Origin of the sequence: Amycolatopsis sp. lyj-109 (genome assembly GCF_046548995.1) — a bacterium.
Lineage (GTDB): Bacteria > Actinomycetota > Actinomycetes > Mycobacteriales > Pseudonocardiaceae > Amycolatopsis.
Window position 1 is genome coordinate 25,991 of sequence record NZ_JAJPWR010000021.1, and the last position, 22,089, is coordinate 48,079.

Consider the following 22,089-nt stretch of genomic DNA (forward strand, 5'->3'; position numbering starts at 1 on the left):
CCCTTGCGACGCCCCCTTTCGGACGCCCATGGTCGCGCACCGCCCGGTGTCCGCGCACCCGAATTTAGCTCGCGCGGCCCGCGGACGGGTACGGCAGCAGGGCCATCTCGCGCGCGTTCTTGATCGCCGTGGCGACCTGTTTCTGTTGCTGCGGCGTCAATCCGGTCACCCGGCGGGCCCGGATCTTGCCGCGGTCGGAGATGAACTTCCGCAGCAGGTCGACGTCCTTCCAGTCGACTTCGGTGATCTTGTGGGCGCGCAGCAGGTTCACCTTGCGCTTGCCGGGACGGTCGCGGTTCGGCTTCGGCATCCGGCTCACCAGCTCGACTTCGTGACGCCGGGCAGCTCGCCGTTGTGCGCGGCCTGGCGCATCTTCACCCGCGAGAGCCCGAACTTCCGCAGGTAGCCGCGCGGACGGCCGTCCGCGACGTCGCGGTTGCGGATCCGCGTCGGGCTCGCGTCGCGCGGCAGCTTCTGCAGCGCGACGACCGCGTTTGCTTTCTCCTCCGGCGACGACGAGGGCGCGGCGACGACGGCCTTGAGCGCGCGGCGGCGGTCGCCGAACCGGGCGGCGATCACCTTCCGCTGCTCGTTCTTCGCGATCTTCGACTTCTTGGCCATCAGCGCTCTTCCTTGAACTCGACGTGCTTGCGCGCCACGGGGTCGTACTTGCGCAGGACCATCCGGTCCGGATCGTTCCGGCGGTTCTTCTTCGTCACGTACGTGTAGCCGGTGCCCGCGGTCGACCGCAGCTTGATGATCGGCCGGATGTCGGTGCTCTTCGCCATTACAGCTTCATCCCTTTCGCCTTCAGCTCGGCGACGACGGACTCGATGCCGCGCTTGTCGATCGTCTTCATGCCCTTGACGGAGACGCGCAGCCGCACCCAGCGGCCTTCACTGGCCACGAAGTACCGGCGGTTCTGCAGGTTCGGCTCCCACCGCCGGGACGTGCGGCGATGCGAGTGCGAGACCTGCTTGCCGTAGCCCGGCTTGCGGCCGGTGACCTGGCACACGGCGGACAAAGGCCCTCCCGAGTTGATAGTGGTTGTCGTTTTCATCTACTCTACGCACCGTACCCCGCCCGCATTCCTGGAGCCCCCGTGACCCCCGAGCAGACCCACCACCCCCGCGTCCCGCTCGTCCTCGTGAGCGGTCTGGTCGCCGGACCGAACGCCTCGCTCGCCGAGTTGCTGCGCGTGGCCGAGCCCGGCACCGCCGTCGTCCACCACGACCTGCGCGAGATCCACTCCGGCGTCGTCCGCCGCCGGCTGCGGCTCGGCGAGCGCGACGAGCTGACCGTGCTCGAACTGGCCCACGGCTGCGTGTCCTGCACCCTGCGGGAAGACCTGCTCCCGCTGTTGCGGCGGCTCGCCCGGCGCCCGGAGGTGCGCCGGATCGTCGTCCGGCTCGACGAGGCCATGGAGCCGGAGCCGGTGAGCTGGGCGGTCCGGAACGTCCTGGTCGGCGACCACCCGGTCGGCGACGACGTCGACCTGCGGGCCGTCCTCACCGTCGTCGACTGCGCGACCTGGCTCGCCGACGTGACCGGCGACGACGAACTGGCCGACCGGAACCTGCAGGGCAGCCCCGAGGACGAGCGGACGGTCGCCCAGGTCGCGCTGTCCCAGGTGGAGTTCGCCGACGTCCTGGTGCTGGCCGGCGCCGCCACCGACGCGTGGAGCGCCGCGAAGGCGTCCGCGGTGCTCGACCGGGTGGCGCCGTCGATTCCCCGGGTCGAGCTGGCCAGGACCGACGGTCACGGCGTGCTCGACGCGATCCCGGCGAACGCCCGCCGCGGCGAGGTCACCGACATGCACGGCGCGCTGCTGCGCGGCGAACCGCCCCTGCACGACGACTGCGGCATCGCCCTGCTCACCTTCACCGCGCGCCGTCCGTTCCACCCCTCGCGGCTGCACGACGCGCTCGACGTCCTCCTCGACGGCGTCGTCCGCACCCGCGGGCGCGCGTGGGTGGCCAGCCAGCCCGACGTCGCGTTCTGGATCGAGTCGGCGGGCGGCGGGCTGGGCCTGGGCCACGCCGGGCCGTGGCTCGCGTCGCCGGACGGTCCGGAGTGGACGGACGTCTCCCCGGAGCGCCGCACGCTGGCGTCCCTGCGCTGGGACCCGGTGCACGGCGACCGCGCCCAGGAACTGGTGGTCGTCACCGACCAGGCGACCCCCGACGAGGTCGAGGCCGCTCTGCGCGGCGCGCTGCTGACCGACGCGGAACTCGCCGAAGGCCCCGAGGCGTGGGCCCGCTACCCCGACCCGTTCGGGGACTGGCACGAGGAACCGTGCGAAGACACCGAAGCCGACCCGGCGCGGCACGACGCGACCGCGGCGAACCGAAAGGACGACCAGTGAAACCCGGCATCCACCCCGACTACCACCCGGTGGTGTTCAAGGACTCGTCGACCGGAGACGCGTTCCTGACCCGCTCCACCATCACCTCCGACCGGACCATCGAGTGGTCCGACGGCCTCACCTACCCGCTCGTCATGGTCGACATCAGCTCGTGGTCGCACCCGTTCTGGACCGGCACCCAGCGGATCATGGACAGTGCCGGCCAGGTCGAGAAGTTCCACCGCCGCTACGGAAAGCGAGGCACCCGCTGATGGCCGTCCCCAAGCGCAAGATGTCCCGCAGCAACACCCGGTCCCGGCGGTCGCAGTGGAAGGCCGCCGTGCCCGATCTGGTCCCGATCAAGGTCGACGGCCAGGTTCAGCTGGTCCCGCGCCGGTTGATGAAGCACTTCCATCAGCAGTGAGCGTTCCCGTCACGGTGCTGTCCGGCTTCCTCGGCGCGGGCAAGACGACCCTGCTCAACCACATCCTCGCCAACCGCGAGGGCCTGCGGGTGGCGGTGATCGTCAACGACATGAGCGAGGTCAACATCGACGCCGCGCTGGTCCGGTCGCAGGAGCGCCTCGTGGAACTGACCAACGGGTGCATCTGCTGCACCCTGCGGGAGGACCTCCTGGAGGAGGTCGCGGCGTTATGTGCGGACGACCGCTTCGACCACCTGCTCATCGAGTCGAGCGGCATCTCCGAGCCGATGCCGGTGGCCGCGACGTTCACGTTCCTGGACTCCGTCGCCCGCCTCGACACCATGGTGACGGTGGTGGACGCGGCGAACTTCGCCCGCGAGCTGGCGGCCGGCGACTCGCTGGTGGAGCGCCGGCTCGACCAGTACTCCGGTGATGAGCGGACGGTCAGCGACCTGCTGATGGACCAGGTCGAGTTCGCCGACGTCCTGTTGCTGAACAAGACGGACCTGGCCCTTCCTGCCGAAGCGGACCGGCTCGTGGCGACCCTGCGGCGGCTGAACCCGGCCGCCGACGTCGTCACGGGCAGCTTCGGGAAGGTACCGCTGGAGCGGGTCTTCGGCACCGGCCGGTACGACGCCGTCCGGGCTCAGGAGGCGCCGGGCTGGGTGGCCGAGCTGAACGGCGACCACGTCCCGGAAACCGAGGAGTACGGCATTTCCAGTGTGGTGTTCCGCGCGGCGCGGCCGTTCGACCCGGCCCGGCTGTGGGATTTCGTCAGCCGGCGGCTGGACTCCGGCGAGTTCGGGACGGTGCTGCGGTCGAAGGGGTTCTTCGCGCTGGCGTCCCGGCCCGGGGTGACCGGGCTGTGGTCGCAGGCGGGCACGGTGGCGCGGTTCGAACCCCAGGGCGTGGCGGCCGAACCGCGGCAGGAGCTGGTGTTCATCGGCGTCGACCTGGCCGGGGAGGCACTGCTGGCGGCGCTGCGGGACTGCCTCGGTGACGTCGCGACCGGCCCGGACCCGTTCCCGGAGTGGGGTCCGGTCCACGTGCACTGAAATCGGCGGACCATGGCGGTATGGACGGGCGCCGATATCTGGAGAAGCTGATCGCCGACAGTCTGGGCGCGGGCCGGGGGCAGCCGGTGTTCGGGCGGCAAGCCGGGTTCGACCGGCGGGTGATCCGCGGGGTGGCGATCGGCCTGGTGGCCGCGGGGACACTGGCTCAGGAGGAAGCCGACCGGATCCTCGCCGACCTGGACGAGACCCTGCAACGGTCCGGCCAGCTCAAGGTCGTGCACGTGGAAGCCTCGGCCTCCGCCGGCTTCGAGCCGGTGGCCACGCCCGTGGGCACCGAACAACCTGAGTGGCGGCAGGCGATCGAAGAGCCGCCTGCGCCGGTGCTGCGGAACGTGGTTTCGCTGGCGGGCCGCATACTCGAGGCCGGCGAACTGAAGGTGAACCTGGTGAGCCTGGAGGTGTGGTCGACCTTCGTCGTGCTGACCATGGCACGTGAGGGCGGCGATTCGCACCGGCTGCGAGAGCTCTTCCACCTGCGCACCGACTGGCGAGGGTGGGACGACGCCGGAACGCAGTACCGCGGCGGCGGCGGTGGCGGATCCGGGTCGCACGGCCTGCTCCTGGAGCGGCGCACGTTCGAACCCGGCCCGCCGGAAGAGGCCCGGGTGCTCACCCTGGCCGTCGAGGCCCCCGGCGGTCGGGCCACCGTCGAGGTCCCGCTCGGCTGATCTGCCGCGGCTTGTCGTGAGTGGGAAACAGTGTTCTACCACTGTTTCTCACTCACGACGGGTCAGTGGTCGTCGTAGTGGTCGTCGTGGGTGGCGTGGCGGTGGCCGTCGTGCAGGTAGTCCACGTGGTCGCCGTGCGGGACAGCCAGGTGGCCGCAGCCGTCGCCGTGGGTGTGGTCGTGGCCCGGGTGCGGCACGTGGCCGGCGATTTCGCACTCGTCGAAGTGGCCGTCGTGGGCCACGTGCAGGTGGCCCTCGTGCACGTAGTCGACGTGGTCGCCGTGCGGGATCGCCGCGTGCCCGCAGCCCTCGCGGTGGACGTGGTCGTGGCCGGCGTGCTCGACGTGCAGGGTGGTCATCGGGTGTCCCTTCCAGGTGTGTCCATTTCGGACGGTAACACCGGAGCCCGGCCACGGTCCGGGCGAAAGCTCCCGGCTCACCCGATAGCGGCGCCCGCGTCCGAGTTGATAAATCCAGCTTTATCAGTCTAGGTTGACGATTGTGCCGGACGAGGAGCTTCTCCAGGCGAGCGCCGACCTGCGCGTCGCGCTCGGCCGGCTGGTCCGGCGGCTGCGCCAGGGTTACGTCGCCGGTGAACTCACCCTGCCCGAACGCTCGGTCCTGTCCCGCCTCGACCGCGAGGGCCCGGCCACCCCGGGCTGTCTCGCCGACCTCGAACGCGTCAAGCCGCAGGCCATGGGCGTCACCCTCGCCGGGCTGGTCGGGCGCGGGCTGGTCGAGCGGCGCAAGGACGACTCCGACGGCCGCAAGGTGCTGATGTCGGTCACCGAAACCGGCGTCAAGCTGCTGACCGACCGGCGCTCGCGGACGACCCGGCAGATGGCGGCCGCGCTGGCGGAGAAGTTCACCGCGGCCGAGCAGCGCGAGCTGATCGCGGCCATCCCGCTGATCGAGCGGTTGGCGGACGAGCTGTGAGCTACAAGTGGGTCGCGCTGTCGAACACCACGCTCGGCGTGCTGATGTCCGCGCTCGACGGCTCGATCGTCATCATCTCGCTGCCGGCGATCTTCCGCGGCATCGGGCTCGACCCCCTGGCGCCGGGCAACATCGGCTACCTGCTCTGGATGATCCTCGGCTACCTGCTCGTGCAGGCCGTGCTGGTGGTGACGCTGGGCCGGCTCGGCGACATGTTCGGCCGGGTCAAGATGTACAACCTCGGCTTCGTCGTGTTCAGCGCCGCGTCGGTCGCCCTGTCGTTCGACCCGTTCCACGCCGGGGCCGGGGCGCTCTGGCTGATCGGCTGGCGGATCGTGCAGGCCGTCGGCGGGTCGATGCTGACGGCCAACTCGGCGGCCATCCTCACCGACGCCTTCCCGGCCGAGCAGCGCGGGATGGCGCTGGGCGTCAACCAGATCACCGCGCTGGCCGGGCAGTTCCTCGGCCTGGTCGTCGGCGGGCTGCTGGCCGAGATCGACTGGCGCGCGGTGTTCTGGGTGAGCGTGCCGTTCGGCCTGCTCGGCACGATCTGGTCGATCCGCAGCCTCCGCGAGGCCGGCACCCCGCAGCGCGCGAAGGTCGACTGGGGCGGCAACGTCACCTTCGCCGCCGGGACCGCGCTCGTCCTCGCCTCGATCACCTACGGCATCCAGCCCTACGGCGGCGCAGCCACCGGCTGGGGGAACCCGTGGGTACTCGGCGGGATCGGCGGCGGCGTGCTGCTGCTCCTGCTGTTCGGCGTCATCGAAACCCGCGTCGCCGCACCGATGTTCCAGCTGAGCCTGTTCAAGATCCGCGCGTTCGCCGCCGGCAACATCGCCGCGTTGCTGACTTCGGTCGCGCGTGGTGGCATGCAGTTCATGCTCATCATCTGGCTGCAGGGGATCTGGCTGCCCCTGCACGGCTACGACTACGAGCGCACACCGCTGTGGGCGGGCATCCACCTGCTGCCGCTGACCGTCGGGTTCCTGCTCGCCGGGCCGGTGTCCGGGTGCCTCTCCGATCGGTTCGGCGCCCGGCCGCTGGCCACCGGCGGCCTGCTGCTGGTCGCCGCGGCGTTCCTCGGCCTGCTGGCGCTGCCGGTGGACTTTTCCTACCCGGCGTTCGCGGCCCTGCTCGTGCTGAGCGGCATCGGCCAGGGCATGTTCGCCGCCCCCAACACCTCGGCGATCATGAGCAGTGTGCCGACCGAGCAGCGCGGTGTCGCCTCCGGCATGCGGGCGACGTTCCAGAACTCCGGGACGTCGCTGTCGATCGGCGTGTTCTTCTCGCTGATGGTCGCCGGGCTGGCCTCGTCACTGCCGCAGACGCTGACCGGCGGCCTGCAGGCGCACGGCGTCCCGGCGCCGGTCGCCGACGGCGTCGCGCAGCTCCCGCCGGTCAGCACGCTGTTCGCAGCGTTCCTCGGCAGCAACCCGGTCGGGCACCTGCTCGGCCCGGACGTCCTTTCCGGACTGGCACCGGCCGACCGGACGGCCCTCACCGGCGGCGAGTTCTTCCCGCGGCTGGTCTCCGGTCCGTTCCACCACGGCCTGGTGGTCGTGTTCACCGCGGCCGCGGCGATGGCCGTCGTCGCCGCGATCGCGTCCGCTTCGCGCGGCAAGCGCTACGTCCATCCTCCCGACCGAGCGAAGGAGCACCGATGACCGACGAGATCATCGCCGGGACCGTCACCATCACCGGAAACGGCGGGGACGAACTCGAGGCCTACCTGGCCAAGCCGACCGACGCGACCCCCCGCGGCGGCGTCGTGGTGATCCACCACCTGCCCGGCTACGACACGGCGACGAAGGAGATGGTGCGCCGCTTCGCCGCCGAGGGGTACAACGCGCTCTGCCCGAACCTCTACACGCGAGAAGCTCCGGGCGCGGACCCCGACGACGCGGCGGCGACGGTCCGCGCGGCGGGCGGCGTCCCCGACGACCGCCTGGTCGGCGACGTCTCCGGCGCGGCCGACTACCTGCGCGCGCTGGAAAACGCGAACGGGCGCGTCGGCGTCATCGGGCACTGTTCCGGCGGCCGCCACGCGTTCCTCGCGGCCTGCTCGCTGGACCTCGACGCGGCGGTGGACTGCTACGGCGCCTTCGTCGTCAACGACCCGCCGGAAGCGATGAAGCAGATGAAGCCGCTGCTCGGCCTGGCACCGCAGCTGTCCTGCCCGCTGCTGGGCATCTTCGGCGCCGACGACCAGTTCCCCGGGCCGGACGAGGTGGCCGTGCTGGCGGCGGAACTGGAGAAGCACGGCAAGGAGCACGAGTTCCACACCTACGCCGGCGCCGGCCACGCGTTCTTCGCCGTCGACCGCCCGAGCTACCGCCCCGAAGCCGCGAAGGACGGCTGGGAACGCATCCTCGACTTCTACGCCCGCACGCTCACCGCCTGAGAGGACTCGCGCATGTGCACTTACCTGACGGAGAAGTTCGCGCTCGAAGGCAGCGGCAAAGGCGCCCGCGGCTGGTTCCGGCTGAACGAAGGCACCGTGTACGTCGACCACCCGGTGCACGCGCCGTACGCGCACACGGTGAACATCGACTTCCGGAACCCGGCCTTGGGCGCGTCGGCTCGGGTGGCTTTGGAGCTCACCGAGGAGGACGCCCTCGCCCTCGCGGACGCGATCCACGCGGCCGTCAAGTCCGCCCCCGCCGGGCTGGCTTCCCGCAACCAGTAAGCGGTCGTGAGTGGTAATTAGGGTTAGAACCCTAATTACCACTCACGACGGGGTGTAGAGGGCGCCGAGGAATTCCAGCAGGAGACGCTCCCGCAGCGGCGGCGGAGCCGTGGCGAGGAGGGCGTTGATCGGCGCCATGCGATCCGGGAGGCCGGCCGCGCCGCCGAGCCCGGCGGCGGCCAAGAGGCCCGCGAACTGTTCCGACGTCAGCGTCGCCGGGTCGAGCGCCGCGACGAACTCCGCCACCGCGGGATCGACGACCACCGGGCCCGCCGCTCGCGCCGCGTCCACCGACGCCGCGAGGTCGGTCAGGAACTCCTTCTCGCTGCCGTGGTTGGCCGCCGTCACCGTCAGGTGCAGGTTCGCCGGGGACGACTCAAAAGCGAACTGCGGCTGGACGTACCAGCCGCGCGCCTTCATCTCGTCGGCCACCGTGAACAGGTCGAAGCCGTCGTCGCCGGTGAACGCGATCAGCGTCGACACCGGGTCGCCGAGCACTCGCAGGCCCGGCAGCTCGGAGATCCCGGAACGGATCCGGGAAACCGCTTCCCGTGTGGACGCCGCCAACGAAAGGTACCCGTCGGAACCGAGGTGGTTCACCACCGCCCACGCCGCGGCGAGCGGGCCGCCCGAGCGGGTGCTCTGGATCGTCGTGTTCAGCATCGTGTAGCCCGGCCAGGCCGCGCTCGCGAAGTAGTGCGTGCGCCGCAGCTCCGCCGAAGCGTGCAGCAGCACCGACGTCCCCTTCGGGCAGTACGCGTACTTGTGCAGGTCCACCGAGATGCTCGTGACGCCGGGAACGCGGAAGTCGAACGGCGGGACGTCCGCGCCGAGGCGGGCGAAGTACGGCAGCACCCAGCCGCCGATGCAGGCGTCGACGTGCATCCGGACGCCACGTTCGAGTGCCGCCGCGGCGATCTCGGGCACCGGGTCGAGCACGCCGTGGGCGTACGACGGTGCACTCGCCACGACCAGGACCGTCGAGTCGTCGATCGCCGCGGCCATCGCCGCCGGGTCCGCGCGGAACGTCACCGGGTCGACCGGGACGTCGATCCGCCGCAGCCCGAACAGGTGGGCCGCCTTGTGGAAGGCCGCGTGCGCGGTGGTCGGCAGCACGATCGACGGCGACGCGACCGCGGGGTGCGCGTCGCGCGCGGCGAGCACCGCCAGCAAGCACGACTCCGTGCCGCCGGACGTCACCGAGCCGGCCACGCCCGGGACGTCGCCCAGCAACCGGGACGCCGCGGAGACGAGGTCGTTCTCCATCCGCAGCAAGCTCGGGAACGCCGTCGGGTCCAGGCCGTTGGCCGACGACGCGAGCGCGTGCGCCGCCGCGCCCAGGGAGTCCACTTCGGACAGCCCGCTGTCGTAGACGTAGGCCAGGGTCCGGCCGCCGTGCGTCGGCAGGTCCCCCGCGCGGAGTTCCCGCAGCGTCGCGAGGACGTCCTCAGGCGGGATCACGGGCGGGGCTCCAGCACCTTGCGCCGCAGCAGCGGCAGGGCCAGCGCGATCAGCACGCCGGGGATGATCGACGCCCCGACCAGGATCGCCACGATCGCGCTGTGCGGCTGGTTCGCCGTCGCGTCGGTGCTCGACACGTACCCGCCGACGGCGAGGATGATCGCCCACAGGCCGCCGCCGAAGGCCAGTCCCAGCGTCTCCCCCGCGGTCCACACGCCCGCCGCGATCCCCGCCCGGGTCTCGCCGGTGCGCTCTTCCTCGGCCGTGATCAGGTCGGGCAGGATGGCCAGCGGGAACACCGAAATCCCGGCGTACCCGACCCCGCAGAGCGCCACGAAGACGAACGTCACGGCCAGCGGGATCTCCTGGGCGAAGACCAGGCCGAGCAGCCCGACCGCGAAGGCGGCGGTGGCCAGGCGGAAGCCGTTGAGCTTGCCCACCCGGTCGCCCAGCCGGGGCCACAGCGGCATGGTGACCAGCGCCGGGCCGACGAAGATGACGAACAGGATCGTGCCGTAGCCCTCGTCGCCGAGGATGCGCTGGGCGAAGAACGGGATCGCGGCAAGCACCGTGCCGATGCCGAGCGCCTGGATGAAGTAGGTGCCGAGCAGCCAGCGGAACGGCCGCCAGCCGGCGAGCGTGCGGGCCAGCTCCTTCAGGTTCACGGTGTTCGGCCGCAGCGAGCCGACCGGCGCGTCCTTGAGGCCGAAGTACACCAGCAGCGTCGCGGCCAGCACGATCAGGCCGATCACCACGGCCATGACGCGGTAGCCGGCGACCCCGTCGATCGCCGCGGTGATCGCCGGGGCGCCACCGCCGCAGATCAGGATCGTCACGGCCAGTACGCCGATGCGGACGCTGGTGAGCTTCGTGCGCTCGGTCGCCGACTCGGTCAGCTCGGCGGGCAGCGCGTTGAACGGCACCTGGAACAGCGCGTACGCCGTCGCGCAGAGGGCGAACGTGATCGCCACGTACAGCGCGTCCGGCAGCGGGGTTCCGAAGCCGGGGTGGGCGAACATCGCCGCGAACAGGATCGCGACGCCGATGCCACCGATGAGCAGGAAGCGCCGCCGGCTGCCGGTCTTGATCAGGTCCGCGTCGGACAGCCGGCCGGCGACAGGGTTGAAGAAGAAGTCCCAGGCCTTCGGCACGAACACGATCGCGGCGGCCCAGCCGGCGGGCACGGCCATCGTGTCGGTCAGGTACTTCACCAGCACCAGGCCGGGGACCGTGCCGAAGGACCCGGTGACGAACGAGCCGAGCGAATAGCGGAACCTCGTCCGGCCGGACAGCGTCGCCATGGTCCTCCTCGAATGGCTTACCGGGTGCCCGCATGAGTATTCGATCTCGGCGGACACCCGGTAGGGGTCGAGGGGAATCGTGCCATCGTCGTGACCTGGAGCACCGAGCGACCCGCCGGTCAGCCCAGGGCGCGGGCGATCTTCTCCAGCGTCGCGGCGTCACCACGCAGGAGCAGGTGGGTGACCACGGTGTCCTCCCAGGCCTTCAGCTCGTCGCGGATCTTCTCCGCCGGCCCGATCAGCGAGGTGTCCTCCACCAGCGACGTCGGGATCGCCGCGGCCGCCTCCTCCTTGCGGCCGGCGAGGAAGAGCTCCTGGACCTTGTCGGCGACGTCGCCGTAGCCGAGCCGGGCGTACACGTCGTGGTGGAAGTTGACGCTCTTGGCGCCCATCCCGCCGATGTACAACGCCAGCGACGGCTTGATCCAGCTCGCCGCCTCTTCGACGTCGTCGTGCACGATGACCGGCAGCGAGCAGGGCACCTCGAACGTGTCCAGGGTGTGCCGCGCGCCTGGCCGTGAGAAGCCTTCTTCGAGCGCCGCCTTGTAGAAGTCGTTGCTCTTGGGTGAGAAGAACAGGGGCAGCCAGCCATCGGCGATCTCCGCCGCGAGAGCCACGTTCTTCGGGCCTTCGGCCGCCAGGTGGATCGGGATGTCCTTGCGCAGCGGGTGCACCGTCGGCTTCAGCGGCTTGCCCAGCCCGGCGCCGCCCTTGTAGGGCAGCTGGAAGTGCTCGCCGTCCAGGGTCACCGGCGCCTCGCGGGCGATCACCTGCCGGACGATGTCGACGTACTCCCGGGTCCGGGCGAGGGGTTTCGGGTACGGCTGGCCGTACCAGCCCTCGACGACCTGCGGACCGGACGCGCCCAACCCGAGAACCATCCGGCCGCCGGAGAGGTGATCGAGGGTCAGCGCGCTCATCGCCGTCGCCGTCGGGGTCCGGGCGGCCATCTGCACGATGTTCGTGCCGAGCCGGATCCGGCTGGTGGAGGCGCCGTACCAGGCCAGCGGCGTGAAGGCGTCCGAGCCGTACGCCTCCGCCGTCCACACCGAGTCGAAGCCGAGCTCCTCGGCCTTGAGGACGGCTTCCAGCGCACCCGGGGTCGGGCCGCTCTGCCAGTACCCGACGTGGAATCCCAGCTTCACGAGTTTCTCCTCAGACGTTCGGCGCGTAGTGCTCGGGTTTGCCCCGCTCGGACAGCGGCGGCAGGTTCCTGGGTGGAGTCTCGACCACGGGCGCATCCGTGGCCACCTCCCCGCGCTCGCGGCGCCACCCGGCGCGCGCTCGCGGGTGGTAGCGGCGATCGTGCGGGACGAGCTTGAACACGGCGTCGACGAGCTTCCCGAACCGCCGGTGCCGGCGCGCGTCGCGCTCGGTCCAGCGGAAGCCGAGCAGGTCGCGGACCTCGCGGTCGTACAGGCCGATGGTGAGCCAGACGAAGTTGCGCGCGATCACCCACTGGACCGGCCGCCACAGCGCGTCGGGCAGCCACGGCAGGAACGGCGGCTTGCCGAGCCCGCGGATGTCGAGGACATCCCGGGTGGCCTTGTTGTCTTCGAGGACATCGGTGCACATGTGCTTCCAGTAGCGCCGGAAGTCCTCCCAGCTCTCCGGCACCGGCCGCATGCTCATGTCGTACATCCGCCACCAGCGGACGTGCTCGTCGAACAGCTGCCGCTTTTCGGCCTCGCCGATGCCGCCCATGAAGTTGTCCGCGATGAGGATCGTGCTGACGAAGAACGTCGCGTGCGCCCAGTAGTAGGTGTCGGGGTCGAGCGCGTGGTACCGGCGGCCCTGAGCGTCGACGCCCTTGATGCGGTCGTGGTAGCCGCGGACTTCCAGGGCGGTCGCGTGGGCGCGCGGGCCGTCGTAGACCACGCCGCCGATCGGGTAGAGCGAGCGGAACAGCCGCTGCCAGCGTTCTTCGAAGAAGCGCGAGTGCTGCTCGACGCCGGCGCCGAGGCCGGGGTGCATGTTCTGCATCGACCCGGCCCAGAGGCCGATGAGCAGGCCACGCCAGTCGCCGAAGTACTTCCACGTCAGCGAGTCGGGACCCAACGGCTTGGGGGTCATCGGCGGCTCCTCGTCGAGTCTCGAACTGACTACGGCTGTTGTCAGGCTAGGATCTGACAACAGTTGTAGTCAACCGAGGAGCTGTGATGCCGGGCCGGACCTGGGCGGGCACGACGCTGGACGACCGGAAGGCGCTCCGGCGCGAGCAGCTCGTGGCCGCCGGCCTGGCGCTGCTGGGCACCGAGGGGTCGGCCGGGACGAGCGTCCGCGCGGTGTGCCGGCACGCGAAGCTGACCGAGCGCTACTTCTACGAGAGCTTCAGCGACCGCGAAGAGCTCGTCGCGGCCGTCTACGAGCACGTCGGCGAAGAGGCGCGGCAGGCGCTCGTCGACGCGGTCCGGGACGCGCCCACCCCCGTGTCGCGGGCGGAGAACGCCGTGCGCGCGTTCGTCGAGCTGATCGTCGACGACCCCCGCAAGGGCCGGGTCCTGCTGCTCGCGCCGCTGACCGATCCCGCACTGACCCGCCGTGGCCTGCACCTGCTGCCGGTGTTCGCGGCGCTGGTCGGCGAGCAGCTGACCCACGGCGACGAGACCGAACGCCGGATGGTCGCCATCGGGCTGGTCGGCGCGCTGACCAACGTCTTCGTCGCCTACCTCGACGGCTCGCTGAAGGTCGCGCGCGAGCGGCTCGTCGCGCACTGCGTGAAACTCGTCCTGGGCGCCGACGGCCACTGACCCACCTCCGTCTGCTGACACTCGCCCTGGCGATCGGGCACACTCAACCCATGCGTACCGCTGGGCGGAACGACGGCGCGAGCGGCGACGGCCTCGTCGCGGCCCGGCTCGCCGCGCTCCTGGAAGCCTTTCGGCCGGGTGACGAGACCCTCGGCGTCTCCGAGCTGGCCCGCCGGACCGGGCTGGCGAAGACGACCGTGCACCGGCTCGTCGGGCACCTGAGCGAGACCGGCCTGCTCGAACGCGAAGCCGGCGCGGTGCGGCTCGGGCTGCGCCTGTTCGAAATCGGCCAGCTCGCCTCGCCGCGGCGCGGCCTGGTCGAGGCGGCCCGGCCGTACCTGGCCGACCTGCGCGAGGCCACCCGCAACACCGTCCACCTGGCAATCCTCGAAGGCACCGAAGTGGTGTACCTCGACGTGTTGCGCGGCCCGGACGCACCGACGCTGCCCTCGCGCATCGGCGGCCGGTTCCCCGCGCACGCCACCGGCGTCGGCAAGGCGATCCTGGCGTTCTCCCCGGAATCGGTGGTGAACCAGGTGATCGACGCCGGGCTGCCGCGGATGAGCGCGCGGACGATCACCGCACCCGGCCTGCTCCGCCGTCAGCTCACCCGCGTCCGGGAGGACGGGATCGCCTTGGAGCGCGAGGAATCCGGCGTCGGCGTGGTGTGCGCGGCGAGCCCGCTGCTGGACGCCCGCGGCGTCGCGGTGGCGGCGGTGTCGATTTCCGGCTGGGCCAACCGGATGCGAACCGAACGCGTCGCCCCGGCCGTCCGGACGGTCGCCCTCGCGTTGACCCGGACACTCTCCGGATCCACGGCCGACAACCGGAAATAATCTTGCCCGGCAACGGGTTTCCGGCGGCTGGGCCATCCGGCTGACGGCGTGGTCCCGCCCGGGGCGGGTCCCCGGCACCCACTACGATCCGTGCAATGGTCCAGCACCGCCCGGTCTCCGCCGCGCACCGGTTGCTGTCGCTCGACATCGTGCTCGCGCTGCTGGCGCTGGCCGGCGGGCTGCGCGTGCTCTACCTCGCGGCGTCCGCACCGGCTTTGCCCGCGGAGGCGGCCACCGTGGCGCACGTCTACGCCCTCGGCAACCTGACGACGTTCGCCGACGCGGGCGGGGCGGGGGTGAGCCCGTTCGGCTGGCTGCAGCTGGCGGCGGCCACGATGGTCTCGGACGCGTTCGGCCGCTCCGCCACGGCGCTGGCCGCGGTCCGCGAAACGGTGCTGGTCGCGGCCCTCATCGGCACGGTGCTGTCGTGGCTCCTGGCACGCCGTCTGGGCCTGACCCGCTGGGCGTCGGCGGCGGCGGTGCTGCTCCTCGCGGCCTCTCCGCTGGCCCTGGGACTGCAGCGGCTGGTCGTCGTGGAGCACCTGGCGGTGGCGTGGGCGTTGGGGGCGCTGGTCCTGATCACCCGCCGGCGCGCCCGCATCCGCCACGACATCGCGGCGGCGGTGTGCCTGCTGGCGGCGGTGCTGACATCGCCGCTGGCGCTGTTCTTCCTGCCCGCGGCGGGCTGGCTGCTGGCGCGCCGGGCACCGGTCCGCGCGGCACTGGTGGCGGTGTTGCTGAATTTGGGCCTGGGCATCGCGTTCGGCCCGGCGGCCGCGGCACTCCGCCCCCACCTGGCGGCGGCCACCCGCCCCTCGGCAGCCGACTGGGCGGCCCTGGATCCGGCGTCGGTGGTGCTGTCGCTGGTGGTACTGGTGGCGGCGGTGGCGGTCAAGCCGGTCCGTCCCCTGGCGGCGACGGGCTTGCTGCTCGCGGCGACGCTGCTGGTGCCGGGGGTGCCGGACACGGCCGTGCTGGCGTTGCTGGTGCCGGTGACGCCGCTGCTGCTGGCGGGCGTCGCCCAGGCGGTGACCCGGCGGCGCTCCCACGCACGCCATGGCGTGGCGGGGAGCGGAGGTCGCGCCGGGGTGGCGCGGGCCTGGACCGGACCCACTCACACCGCCACCCCGCCCAGTCCCACACACCACGCGAGCACCAGCCAGGCCAAAGGCGCGCCAGGCCCCAGTCCCACGTACCGCGGCGGCACGAGCCCGGCCAAGAACGCACCGCCCACCGCCGCGGCTCGCCACGGCCGCACCACCCGCCGCCGGACCCTGCCCGCACTCGCCGTCGCCGCGCTGGTCGCCGCACTCGCCGTCAGCTGGGGTGTCGGGTACTCCGGGCTCCGGCCGGCCGTCGACCGGGGCGGTCCGCTCGCCGACGCCCGGGATTGGGTGCACGTCAACGCTTCCGGCTCGCGGCTGCTGGTCGATGACGCCGCCTGGGCCGAACTCGCGAACACCGGCTGGCCGACCGGCATGCTCGCGCCGCCCGCCACCTGCTCCGTCACCTGCCCGCCCGCCGAGTGGGCCGTCTTCGGGACCGACGAGACCGCCCTCCGGAAGCACTACCCCGCCCTCGACGGCGCCTTCACCGGCGCCGGCCCCACCGCCGTCTTCGGCGCCGGCGACACGCGGGTCACGGTCTGGCGCCTCGGCCTGCCCCCGCCCGATCCCGCCGCACCGCCCGAAACGCCCGCCCGGGCTCACGCCGGCGAAGCCCTGGCCGCGTCGGCCCGGATCACGCTGTCCCCCGAAGCCGCCGCCGTGCTGCGGGAAGGCGGTGTCGATTCGCGGCTCATCGCGACGATCGCCGCGCTCGCCGCCACTCAGCCCGTGGGCGTCGCGGCCTTTCCGGACGTCCCTGGTGAGGACGCCGCCGGGCAGCCGCGCCGGCGGGTCCTGCTGACCGGCGACGAAGACGGCGCCACCGCCTTCTTCACCGGCCGGCTCGACCTCTTCCGCCCCGCCTCGGTCGTCCGCACCGCCGGCGGCGTGCTCGTCACCTACCCGCTGTTCGCGCCGCCCGGGCTCCTCACCCTGACCCGGTAGGTTCCGGTCATGGGGCCGGAAAAGCGGGTCGTCATCGCCGCCTACGACCAGGTCCAGATCCTCGACGTGGCCTGCCCGAGCGGCGCGCTGGAACTGGCGAACTCGCACGGCGCCGCACCGCCGTACCGGGTCGAACTGGCCACCGTGTCCGGGCAGGGCGCGCGCAGCTCGGCGGGGATCGTGCTCGCCGGGGCCCGGCGGCTCGCCGCGATCACCGGCCCGCTGGACACGCTCATGGTCGTCGGCGGCGCCGGGACGCGCGCGGCCGTCCTCGACGAGCCGCTGCTGGCCCAGATCCGCCGGCTGGCCGGGCGGAGCCGCCGGATCGCCTCCGTGTGCACGGGCACGTTCGTGCTCGCCGCGGCCGGGTTGCTCGACGGGCGGCGGGTCACCACGCACTGGGGTTACGGTGAGCTGCTCGCGGCCGCCTTCCCCGCCGTCACCGTCGATCCGGCGCCGCTGTACCTGCGCGACGGGAACGTCTACACCTCGGCCGGGGTCACCAGCGCGCTCGACCTGACGCTCGCGCTGATCGAAGCCGACCACGGCCCGACGCTGGCCCGCGAAGTCGCCCGCGAGCTCGTCACCTACCTGCACCGCCCCGCGGACCAGGCCCAGATCAGCATGTTCCTCGCCGCGCCGTCGCCGGGGAACCGGGTCGTGCGGGACCTGCTCGGGTACATCGCCGCCCACCTGGACGCGGATCTGAGCCCGCCGGCGCTGTCGGCACGGGCGGGCGTGACGACGCGGCACCTGGCCCGGCTGTTCGCCACCCACGTCGGCACCACCCCGGCCCGCGCGGTCCGCTCCGCGCGCACCGAAGCCGCCGCGTACCTGGTGCGGGGCAGCGAACTGCCGCTCGCCGCCGTCGCCCGCCGGTGCGGGTTCGGCTCCGCCGAGACGCTGCGGCAGGCGTTCCTCGACCACTACGGCGTCACCGGGGACACGCTTCGCAGGATGCCGGACATGCCCCGGCTCCCGGACGCGGCGGCCGTCCAGACTCCGGGGGCATGACCACTTCACAGACGACCCGCCGGACCGTGCTCGGCGGGCTGGCCGCCGCGGCGCTGGCGCTTCCGGCCGCGACCGGCACCGCGGCCGCGGTGCCGGTCCTGGACGGCCGTCCCGGTCCGAAGATCGGCATCCTGCTCTACGACGGCTTCAGCCTGCTCGACCCGACCGGTCCGGCGGAACTGCTCTCCCGGCTCCCGGGCGCGACGGTCACCATGATCGGCGAGCGCCGCGGCCCGGTGCGCACCGACACCGGGCGCACCGCCGTCTTCGCCGACCGCGCGGTGTCCGAAGTGGACCGGCTCGACGTCCTGCTGGTGCCCGGCGCGGGAAACCGCGGCACGGTCGCCGCGATGAACAACCCGGTGCTGCTGGACTGGATCCGCCGCATCGACCGCCACACGACCTGGACGACCTCGGTCTGCACCGGTGCCCTGATTCTCGGCTCGGCCGGCCTGCTTCGTGAGCGGGCCACGACGTACTGGGCGTCGGCGCCCTACCTGGAGGCCACCTTCGGCGTCCGGTACGTGCCCGAACGGTACGTCCAGGTCGGCAAGGTGATCACCGCGGCGGGCGTCTCCGCGGGCATCGACCTGGCCCTGTTCCTCGCGGCCGAGCTGGCCGGCGAGGAAGTCGCCCGCGCGGTCCAGCTGGCCGTCGAGTACGACCCGCAGCCCCCGTTCGACGCGGGCGACGCGGCGGCGGCCGGCCCGCAGCTGAAAGAGCTGGCGTTGCGGCTGCTCGCCGAATCCCAGCGGTAGCGCCGGTGGTGCGGGGTGCCGCCCCGCACCACCGCTACAGCGCGGAGACGTTCCGCTCCGGGTGCGCCGGCCGGTGCAGGGCCGGGACGCCGGCCAGCAGGCCGCGCCGGGCCAGCTCCGGCCGGACGCCGTCACCGAACCAGTACGCCTCCTCCAAGTGCGGATAGCCCGACAGCACGAACTCGCTCACGCCGACGCTGTGGTACTCCTCGATCAGGTCCGCGACCTCTTCGTGGCTGCCGACCAGCGCGGTGCCCGCGCCGCCGCGGACCAGGCCGACGCCCGCCCACAGGTTCGGGTGGATCTCCAGCCCGCGGACACTGCCGTCGGTCCGGCCACCGTGCAGCGCCACCATCCGCTGCTGCCCCACCGACTCGCTCGCGGCCAGCTGCGCCTGCGCCTTCGCAACCTGCTCCGGGCTCAGCGCGTCGAGCAGCTTCTGCGCCTCCGCCCACGCCTCGGCCGAAGTGTCGCGCGAGATCGTGTGCAGCCGGACGCCGAACCGGATCGGCCGGTCCCCGGCCAGCTCCCGCACCTTGCCGATCTTCTCGGCGACCTGCGCGGGCGGCTCACCCCAGGTCAGGTAGACGTCGGCGTGCCGCGCCGCGACCGGCAGCGCGGCCGGTGACGAGCCGCCGAAGTAGATCGGCGGCACCGGGTCCGGTGCGGCCAGCGTCGTCGCGCCTTCGACGCGCAGGTGCTCGCCTTCGAAGCTGAACGGCTCGCCGGACCAGACCCCGCGCACGATGGTCAGGAACTCGTCCGTGCGGGCGTACCGGGCGTCGTGGTCGTGCCAGTCGCCGAAGCGGCGCTGCTCCACCGCGTCACCGCCGGTGACGATGTTGAGCAGCACACGACCGCCCGAAAGCCGCTGGAACGTCCCTGCCATCTGCGCGGCCAGGGTCGGCGAGATGACGCCCGGGCGGAACGCGACGAGGAACTTCAGCCGGGTCGTCTCCCGGATCAACGCGGCCGTGGTGAGCCACGCGTCCTCGCACCAGGTGCCCGTCGGTGTCAGGACGCCTTCGAAGCCCTGCCGCTCGGCCGCGCGGGCGACCTGGGCCAGGTAGTCCAGGTCCGGGTCGCGCTGGGCGGCCGGGCCCGCGGACCGGTTGGCGTGGAAGCGTTCCACGATCGTGCGGCCGTCACCGCTGGTGGGCAGGAACCAGTGCAGCCTGACACTCATCCGTTGCTCCTCGCCTGGTCCAGTTCGGGACCGAACCGCCGGTCGACGAAGGCGGCGAAGTCCACCTTGCCCGGCAGAGTCTTCTCGTCGGTGAAGGCGTCCGCGAGCTGCTGTTCGGACGCCACCACGGAGTCGTCCAGCACGATCGGCCGGTCGCGGCCCGCCTCGACGGCTTTCCGGGCGACTTCGAGCTTCAGCCCGGTCTCCTTGGCCCACGCCTGCGCCCACGCTTCGCGGTGCGTGTCGGCCCACTTCTGCGCCTTGACCACGCGCACCGCGAAGTCGCGCAGGGCGGAGTTCTTGCCCGGATCGCCGAGCGCGGCCGTGCTCGCGGCCAGGAAGCCCAGGCCGTTCGACGCGCCCCGGCCGTCGGCCAGCACCCGGGCGTGGGCCTCGATCTGCGCCTGTGCGGTGTAGGGGTCCCAGATCGCCCAGGCGTCGATGGCGTGCTGGGTGAACGCGGCATACGCCTCGGACGGCTGGAGGAAGCTCAGCTTGACGTCCTTGGTGGACAACCCGTTGTTGTGCAGCGTGTTCAGCAGCTGCCCGTGCGCGGAGGAGCCCTTCGCGACGCCGATCGTCTTGCCCTTCAGAGAGGCGACGTCCTGCAGCGGCGAGTCCGGCGGCACGAGCACGGCTTCCCGCTCGACGTTGCTGCGCGACACGCTGATCACCTTGATCTTCGCCTTCGCGGCGGCCGCGAAGATCGGCGGCGTGTTGCCGACGCGCCCGGTGTCGATCGCGCCGGCCGAGGCGGCTTCCAGCAGCGGCGGGCCCGACGTGAAGGTGGCCCATTCGACCTTGTACGGCGTCCCCTGCAGCAGGTTCGCCGCGGTGAGCAGGGACTTCACCCCGCCCTTCTGGTCGCCCACCTTGAGCGTCACCTTTGCCAGGTCGGCCGCGCTCACCGTCGCCGGCACCGGAGCGTCGCCGGTTGCCGTGCCGCACGCGGACACGGCGAGAGCCGCCGCAACTGCGAGTATTCCCTTACGCCACAGCATCTTCGGTCACTCCCAGGTCGGCCAGCACGCGGCGGCGGAGGTCGTCGTGGCCGGCGGCTTCGCGCGGCCGGTGCGCGGCCACGATCCGGCCGCCGTCGAGCACCAGGACCCGGTCGGCGAGCCGCAGGGCCTCGTCGACGTCGTGGGTCACCAGCAGTACACCCGGCCGGTGCCGCTGCCAGAGGTCCTGCACGAGGCTGTGCATGGAGATCCGGGTGAGCGCGTCCAAGGCACCGAACGGCTCGTCGAGCAGCAGCAGGTCGGGCTCGCGGACCAGGGCGCGGGCCAGCGAGACGCGCTGGGCCTCGCCGCCGGACAGCGTGAGCGGCCAGTCGTCGGCGTGGTCGGCCAAGTGCACTTCGGCCAGGGCCTTCTCGGCGAGCGCCCGGTTGCGGGACTTCGCGACGCCGTCCTGGCGCAGGCCGAGGACGACGTTGCGCCAGACCTTCCGCCACGGCAGCAGTCTCGGCTGCTGGAACGCGACCGAGACCGTCCCGGTGACTTCCGCGCCACCTTCGACGTCATCGTCGAGGCCGGCGAGCACCCGCAGGAGTGTCGACTTGCCCGACCCGCTGCGGCCGAGCAGGGCGACGAATTCGCCGCGTCCGACGGTCAGGTCCAGTCCGGACAGGACGGTCCGGTCGCCGAACCGCTTGGTGAGGCCGCGGACCTCGGCTACCGGGTTCGCCACCGCAGCACCTTCCGTTCGAGCAGCCGGACCAGCGCGTCGGTGACCAGGCCGAGCAGGGCGTACAGGACCAGCCCGACGACCACGACGTCGGTGCGCAGGAACTCCCGCGCGTTGTTGATGAGGTAGCCGACGCCGGCGTCGGCGTTGACCGTCTCGCCGACGATCAGCGCGAGCCAGGCGAGGCCGAGCGACTGCCGCAGCCCGACGAGGGTCTGCGGCAGCGCGCCGGGCAGGACGACGTGCCAGAGCCGTTCCGCGCGGCTGAAACCCAGTGCCCGGGATGCTTCGACCAGCGCCGGGTCGGCGCCGCGGATTCCCGAGTGGACGTTGAGGTACAGCGGGAAGGCCACCCCGAGGGCGACCAGCACGATCTTCGTCTCTTCGCCGATGCCGAACCACAGGATGAACAGCGGGATCAGGCCGAGGAACGGCAGCGTGCGCAGCATCTGCACCGGCGGGTCGACCAGGGCTTCGCCCCAGCGGGAGAGCCCGGAGACAATGCCGAGCAGGACGCCGGCGACCGCGCCGAGCGCGAAGCCGGCGCCGACCCGGCCGAGCGAAACGGCGAAGGCGGCACCGAGTTCGCCGCTGCGCGCGGCTTCGACGCCGGCCTGCACGACCGTCCACGGTGCACTCAGTTTGTCGGGCGGCAGGACGCCGGTGGCGCTGGCGACCTGCCAGGCGGCGAGGAGCACCACCGGGCTGATCCAGCGCCGGAGATCGGGCCGCCGCACGGCTTTGCGCGGCGGCCCGGCGGCGCGTTTCCGGGCATGCGTGAGCACGCCCGTAGTGGAAATCGACACGGATTTCTCCCGGGAGGGGACGTTTTCGGGATTGCGTGGTCCCGACCATCCGGGGAGTGGGACGCGAAGTCAATCGGCGCCCACTCCGTGAACGCCCCGT

General features: G+C 72.2%; 27 protein-coding genes. 14 read left to right on the top strand and 13 right to left on the bottom strand.

All coding sequences use genetic code 11. The features are described from left to right. Positions 1-64: 64 nt before the first annotated feature. The 4 genes from rpsR to rpmB are packed head-to-tail and all read right to left on the bottom strand — an operon-like array spanning position 65 to position 1,024. Positions 65-319, bottom strand: coding sequence for a 30S ribosomal protein S18 (gene rpsR / locus ACLJQF_RS36345; protein WP_410614804.1), 255 nt, complete (start codon positions 317-319; stop codon positions 65-67). Continuing rightward, a complete protein-coding gene (gene rpsN, locus ACLJQF_RS36350) occupies positions 316-621 on the bottom strand; it encodes a 30S ribosomal protein S14 (protein WP_410614805.1) in 306 nt (101 codons plus the stop codon). The genes rpsR and rpsN overlap by 4 nt, the downstream gene beginning before the upstream one ends. Continuing rightward, on the bottom strand, positions 621-788 hold the full coding sequence (rpmG, locus tag ACLJQF_RS36355) for a 50S ribosomal protein L33 (RefSeq protein ID WP_005149953.1): 168 nt from the start codon (positions 786-788) through the stop codon (positions 621-623). The genes rpsN and rpmG overlap by 1 nt, the downstream gene beginning before the upstream one ends. After that, on the bottom strand, positions 788-1,024 hold the full coding sequence (gene rpmB, locus ACLJQF_RS36360) for a 50S ribosomal protein L28 (protein ID WP_410614806.1): 237 nt from the start codon (positions 1,022-1,024) through the stop codon (positions 788-790). Before rpmB ends, rpmG begins: the two co-directional genes overlap by 1 nt. A 78-nt stretch (positions 1,025-1,102) precedes the next feature. Here rpmB and mrf point away from each other — a divergent pair, with 78 nt between their 5' ends. From mrf to ACLJQF_RS36385, 5 genes are read left to right on the top strand one after another with little or no spacing between them, the layout of a single operon-like run. After that, positions 1,103-2,365 (top strand): ribosome hibernation factor-recruiting GTPase MRF, encoded by a 1,263-nt coding sequence (gene mrf, locus ACLJQF_RS36365; protein ID WP_410614807.1) that lies wholly within the window; start codon positions 1,103-1,105, stop codon positions 2,363-2,365. Then, positions 2,362-2,616: a type B 50S ribosomal protein L31 gene (locus ACLJQF_RS36370; protein WP_410614808.1), complete on the top strand. Its 255-nt coding sequence runs from the start codon at positions 2,362-2,364 to the stop codon at positions 2,614-2,616. Before mrf ends, ACLJQF_RS36370 begins: the two co-directional genes overlap by 4 nt. Beyond that, on the top strand, positions 2,616-2,768 hold the full coding sequence (rpmF, locus tag ACLJQF_RS36375; RefSeq protein ID WP_410614809.1) for a 50S ribosomal protein L32: 153 nt from the start codon (positions 2,616-2,618) through the stop codon (positions 2,766-2,768). The genes ACLJQF_RS36370 and rpmF overlap by 1 nt, the downstream gene beginning before the upstream one ends. After that, entirely contained in the window at positions 2,765-3,823 is a 1,059-nt protein-coding gene (locus ACLJQF_RS36380; protein WP_410614810.1) for a GTP-binding protein, read from the top strand. The genes rpmF and ACLJQF_RS36380 overlap by 4 nt, the downstream gene beginning before the upstream one ends. Before the next feature lie 20 nt (positions 3,824-3,843). Further along, positions 3,844-4,512 (top strand): hypothetical protein, encoded by a 669-nt coding sequence (locus ACLJQF_RS36385; protein WP_410614811.1) that lies wholly within the window; start codon positions 3,844-3,846, stop codon positions 4,510-4,512. Positions 4,513-4,574: 62 nt separating this feature from the next. Here the strand turns inward: ACLJQF_RS36385 and ACLJQF_RS36390 are convergent, their stop codons facing one another. Next, positions 4,575-4,871 carry a hypothetical protein gene (locus ACLJQF_RS36390; protein ID WP_410614812.1) on the bottom strand — a complete coding sequence of 99 codons (297 nt, stop codon included), beginning with the start codon at positions 4,869-4,871 and terminating at the stop codon, positions 4,575-4,577. Positions 4,872-5,013: 142 nt separating this feature from the next. Between ACLJQF_RS36390 and ACLJQF_RS36395 the strand changes: the two genes are divergently transcribed. From ACLJQF_RS36395 to ACLJQF_RS36410, 4 genes are read left to right on the top strand one after another with little or no spacing between them, the layout of a single operon-like run. Next, entirely contained in the window at positions 5,014-5,448 is a 435-nt protein-coding gene (locus ACLJQF_RS36395) for a MarR family winged helix-turn-helix transcriptional regulator (protein ID WP_410614918.1), read from the top strand. After that, positions 5,445-7,115 (top strand): MFS transporter, encoded by a 1,671-nt coding sequence (locus ACLJQF_RS36400; RefSeq protein ID WP_410614813.1) that lies wholly within the window; start codon positions 5,445-5,447, stop codon positions 7,113-7,115. The genes ACLJQF_RS36395 and ACLJQF_RS36400 overlap by 4 nt, the downstream gene beginning before the upstream one ends. Next, complete coding sequence (locus ACLJQF_RS36405) at positions 7,112-7,852, top strand: dienelactone hydrolase family protein (RefSeq protein WP_410614814.1); 741 nt, start codon at positions 7,112-7,114, stop codon at positions 7,850-7,852. The genes ACLJQF_RS36400 and ACLJQF_RS36405 overlap by 4 nt, the downstream gene beginning before the upstream one ends. Positions 7,853-7,864: 12 nt before the next feature. Beyond that, positions 7,865-8,137 (top strand): DUF6295 family protein, encoded by a 273-nt coding sequence (locus ACLJQF_RS36410; RefSeq protein WP_191306301.1) that lies wholly within the window; start codon positions 7,865-7,867, stop codon positions 8,135-8,137. Between the two features lie 42 nt (positions 8,138-8,179). Here the strand turns inward: ACLJQF_RS36410 and ACLJQF_RS36415 are convergent, their stop codons facing one another. The 4 genes from ACLJQF_RS36415 to ACLJQF_RS36430 all read right to left on the bottom strand — a co-directional run bounded on the left by ACLJQF_RS36415 (position 8,180) and on the right by ACLJQF_RS36430 (position 12,972). Beyond that, the gene (locus tag ACLJQF_RS36415; protein ID WP_410614815.1) at positions 8,180-9,598 is read right to left on the bottom strand and encodes a pyridoxal phosphate-dependent decarboxylase family protein; all 1,419 of its coding nucleotides are present in this window, start codon (positions 9,596-9,598) and stop codon (positions 8,180-8,182) included. Then, positions 9,595-10,899, bottom strand: a complete 1,305-nt coding sequence (locus ACLJQF_RS36420; RefSeq protein WP_410614816.1) for an MFS transporter — start codon at positions 10,897-10,899, stop codon at positions 9,595-9,597. The genes ACLJQF_RS36415 and ACLJQF_RS36420 overlap by 4 nt, the downstream gene beginning before the upstream one ends. Before the next feature lie 119 nt (positions 10,900-11,018). Then, positions 11,019-12,044, bottom strand: coding sequence for an LLM class F420-dependent oxidoreductase (locus tag ACLJQF_RS36425; RefSeq protein ID WP_410614817.1), 1,026 nt, complete (start codon positions 12,042-12,044; stop codon positions 11,019-11,021). Positions 12,045-12,054: 10 nt separating this feature from the next. Then, positions 12,055-12,972 (bottom strand): oxygenase MpaB family protein, encoded by a 918-nt coding sequence (locus tag ACLJQF_RS36430; RefSeq protein WP_410614818.1) that lies wholly within the window; start codon positions 12,970-12,972, stop codon positions 12,055-12,057. Positions 12,973-13,058: 86 nt separating this feature from the next. Here ACLJQF_RS36430 and ACLJQF_RS36435 point away from each other — a divergent pair, with 86 nt between their 5' ends. The 5 genes from ACLJQF_RS36435 (at position 13,059) to ACLJQF_RS36455 (ending at position 18,308) form a co-directional block, all read left to right on the top strand. Then, positions 13,059-13,649, top strand: a complete 591-nt coding sequence (locus ACLJQF_RS36435; protein ID WP_410614819.1) for a TetR/AcrR family transcriptional regulator — start codon at positions 13,059-13,061, stop codon at positions 13,647-13,649. A gap of 50 nt (positions 13,650-13,699) precedes the next feature. After that, positions 13,700-14,485 carry an IclR family transcriptional regulator gene (locus tag ACLJQF_RS36440; protein WP_410614820.1) on the top strand — a complete coding sequence of 262 codons (786 nt, stop codon included), beginning with the start codon at positions 13,700-13,702 and terminating at the stop codon, positions 14,483-14,485. Between the two features lie 95 nt (positions 14,486-14,580). Next, a complete protein-coding gene (locus tag ACLJQF_RS36445; RefSeq protein WP_410614821.1) occupies positions 14,581-16,536 on the top strand; it encodes a glycosyl transferase in 1,956 nt (651 codons plus the stop codon). A 9-nt stretch (positions 16,537-16,545) separates the two neighbouring features. Continuing rightward, positions 16,546-17,550 (top strand): GlxA family transcriptional regulator, encoded by a 1,005-nt coding sequence (locus ACLJQF_RS36450; RefSeq protein WP_410614822.1) that lies wholly within the window; start codon positions 16,546-16,548, stop codon positions 17,548-17,550. Beyond that, positions 17,547-18,308 carry a DJ-1/PfpI family protein gene (locus ACLJQF_RS36455; protein ID WP_410614823.1) on the top strand — a complete coding sequence of 254 codons (762 nt, stop codon included), beginning with the start codon at positions 17,547-17,549 and terminating at the stop codon, positions 18,306-18,308. The genes ACLJQF_RS36450 and ACLJQF_RS36455 overlap by 4 nt, the downstream gene beginning before the upstream one ends. A 34-nt stretch (positions 18,309-18,342) precedes the next feature. Here the strand turns inward: ACLJQF_RS36455 and ACLJQF_RS36460 are convergent, their stop codons facing one another. The 4 genes from ACLJQF_RS36460 to ACLJQF_RS36475 are packed head-to-tail and all read right to left on the bottom strand — an operon-like array spanning position 18,343 to position 21,989. Beyond that, positions 18,343-19,494 carry an LLM class flavin-dependent oxidoreductase gene (locus ACLJQF_RS36460; RefSeq protein WP_410614824.1) on the bottom strand — a complete coding sequence of 384 codons (1,152 nt, stop codon included), beginning with the start codon at positions 19,492-19,494 and terminating at the stop codon, positions 18,343-18,345. Then, complete coding sequence (locus ACLJQF_RS36465) at positions 19,491-20,495, bottom strand: ABC transporter substrate-binding protein (RefSeq protein ID WP_410614825.1); 1,005 nt, start codon at positions 20,493-20,495, stop codon at positions 19,491-19,493. The genes ACLJQF_RS36460 and ACLJQF_RS36465 overlap by 4 nt, the downstream gene beginning before the upstream one ends. Further along, positions 20,482-21,186, bottom strand: a complete 705-nt coding sequence (locus tag ACLJQF_RS36470) for an ABC transporter ATP-binding protein (protein WP_410614826.1) — start codon at positions 21,184-21,186, stop codon at positions 20,482-20,484. The genes ACLJQF_RS36465 and ACLJQF_RS36470 overlap by 14 nt, the downstream gene beginning before the upstream one ends. Further along, positions 21,171-21,989 (bottom strand): ABC transporter permease, encoded by an 819-nt coding sequence (locus ACLJQF_RS36475; protein ID WP_410614827.1) that lies wholly within the window; start codon positions 21,987-21,989, stop codon positions 21,171-21,173. Before ACLJQF_RS36475 ends, ACLJQF_RS36470 begins: the two co-directional genes overlap by 16 nt. Positions 21,990-22,089 lie beyond the last annotated feature (100 nt).

Coding starts and splice junctions, on each gene's coding strand:
- ACLJQF_RS36440 (WP_410614820.1), top strand. CDS start 13,700: ATGCGTACCGCTGGGCGGAACGACGGCGCGAGCGGCGACGGCCTCGTC.
- ACLJQF_RS36385 (WP_410614811.1), top strand. CDS start 3,844: ATGGACGGGCGCCGATATCTGGAGAAGCTGATCGCCGACAGTCTGGGC.
- ACLJQF_RS36420 (WP_410614816.1), bottom strand. CDS start 10,899: ATGGCGACGCTGTCCGGCCGGACGAGGTTCCGCTATTCGCTCGGCTCG.
- ACLJQF_RS36435 (WP_410614819.1), top strand. CDS start 13,059: ATGCCGGGCCGGACCTGGGCGGGCACGACGCTGGACGACCGGAAGGCG.
- rpsN (WP_410614805.1), bottom strand. CDS start 621: ATGGCCAAGAAGTCGAAGATCGCGAAGAACGAGCAGCGGAAGGTGATC.
- ACLJQF_RS36430 (WP_410614818.1), bottom strand. CDS start 12,972: ATGACCCCCAAGCCGTTGGGTCCCGACTCGCTGACGTGGAAGTACTTC.
- ACLJQF_RS36455 (WP_410614823.1), top strand. CDS start 17,547: ATGACCACTTCACAGACGACCCGCCGGACCGTGCTCGGCGGGCTGGCC.
- rpmF (WP_410614809.1), top strand. CDS start 2,616: ATGGCCGTCCCCAAGCGCAAGATGTCCCGCAGCAACACCCGGTCCCGG.
- ACLJQF_RS36450 (WP_410614822.1), top strand. CDS start 16,546: ATGGGGCCGGAAAAGCGGGTCGTCATCGCCGCCTACGACCAGGTCCAG.
- ACLJQF_RS36465 (WP_410614825.1), bottom strand. CDS start 20,495: ATGCTGTGGCGTAAGGGAATACTCGCAGTTGCGGCGGCTCTCGCCGTG.
- ACLJQF_RS36390 (WP_410614812.1), bottom strand. CDS start 4,871: ATGACCACCCTGCACGTCGAGCACGCCGGCCACGACCACGTCCACCGC.
- ACLJQF_RS36445 (WP_410614821.1), top strand. CDS start 14,581: ATGGTCCAGCACCGCCCGGTCTCCGCCGCGCACCGGTTGCTGTCGCTC.
- ACLJQF_RS36460 (WP_410614824.1), bottom strand. CDS start 19,494: ATGAGTGTCAGGCTGCACTGGTTCCTGCCCACCAGCGGTGACGGCCGC.
- rpmG (WP_005149953.1), bottom strand. CDS start 788: ATGGCGAAGAGCACCGACATCCGGCCGATCATCAAGCTGCGGTCGACC.
- ACLJQF_RS36405 (WP_410614814.1), top strand. CDS start 7,112: ATGACCGACGAGATCATCGCCGGGACCGTCACCATCACCGGAAACGGC.
- ACLJQF_RS36410 (WP_191306301.1), top strand. CDS start 7,865: ATGTGCACTTACCTGACGGAGAAGTTCGCGCTCGAAGGCAGCGGCAAA.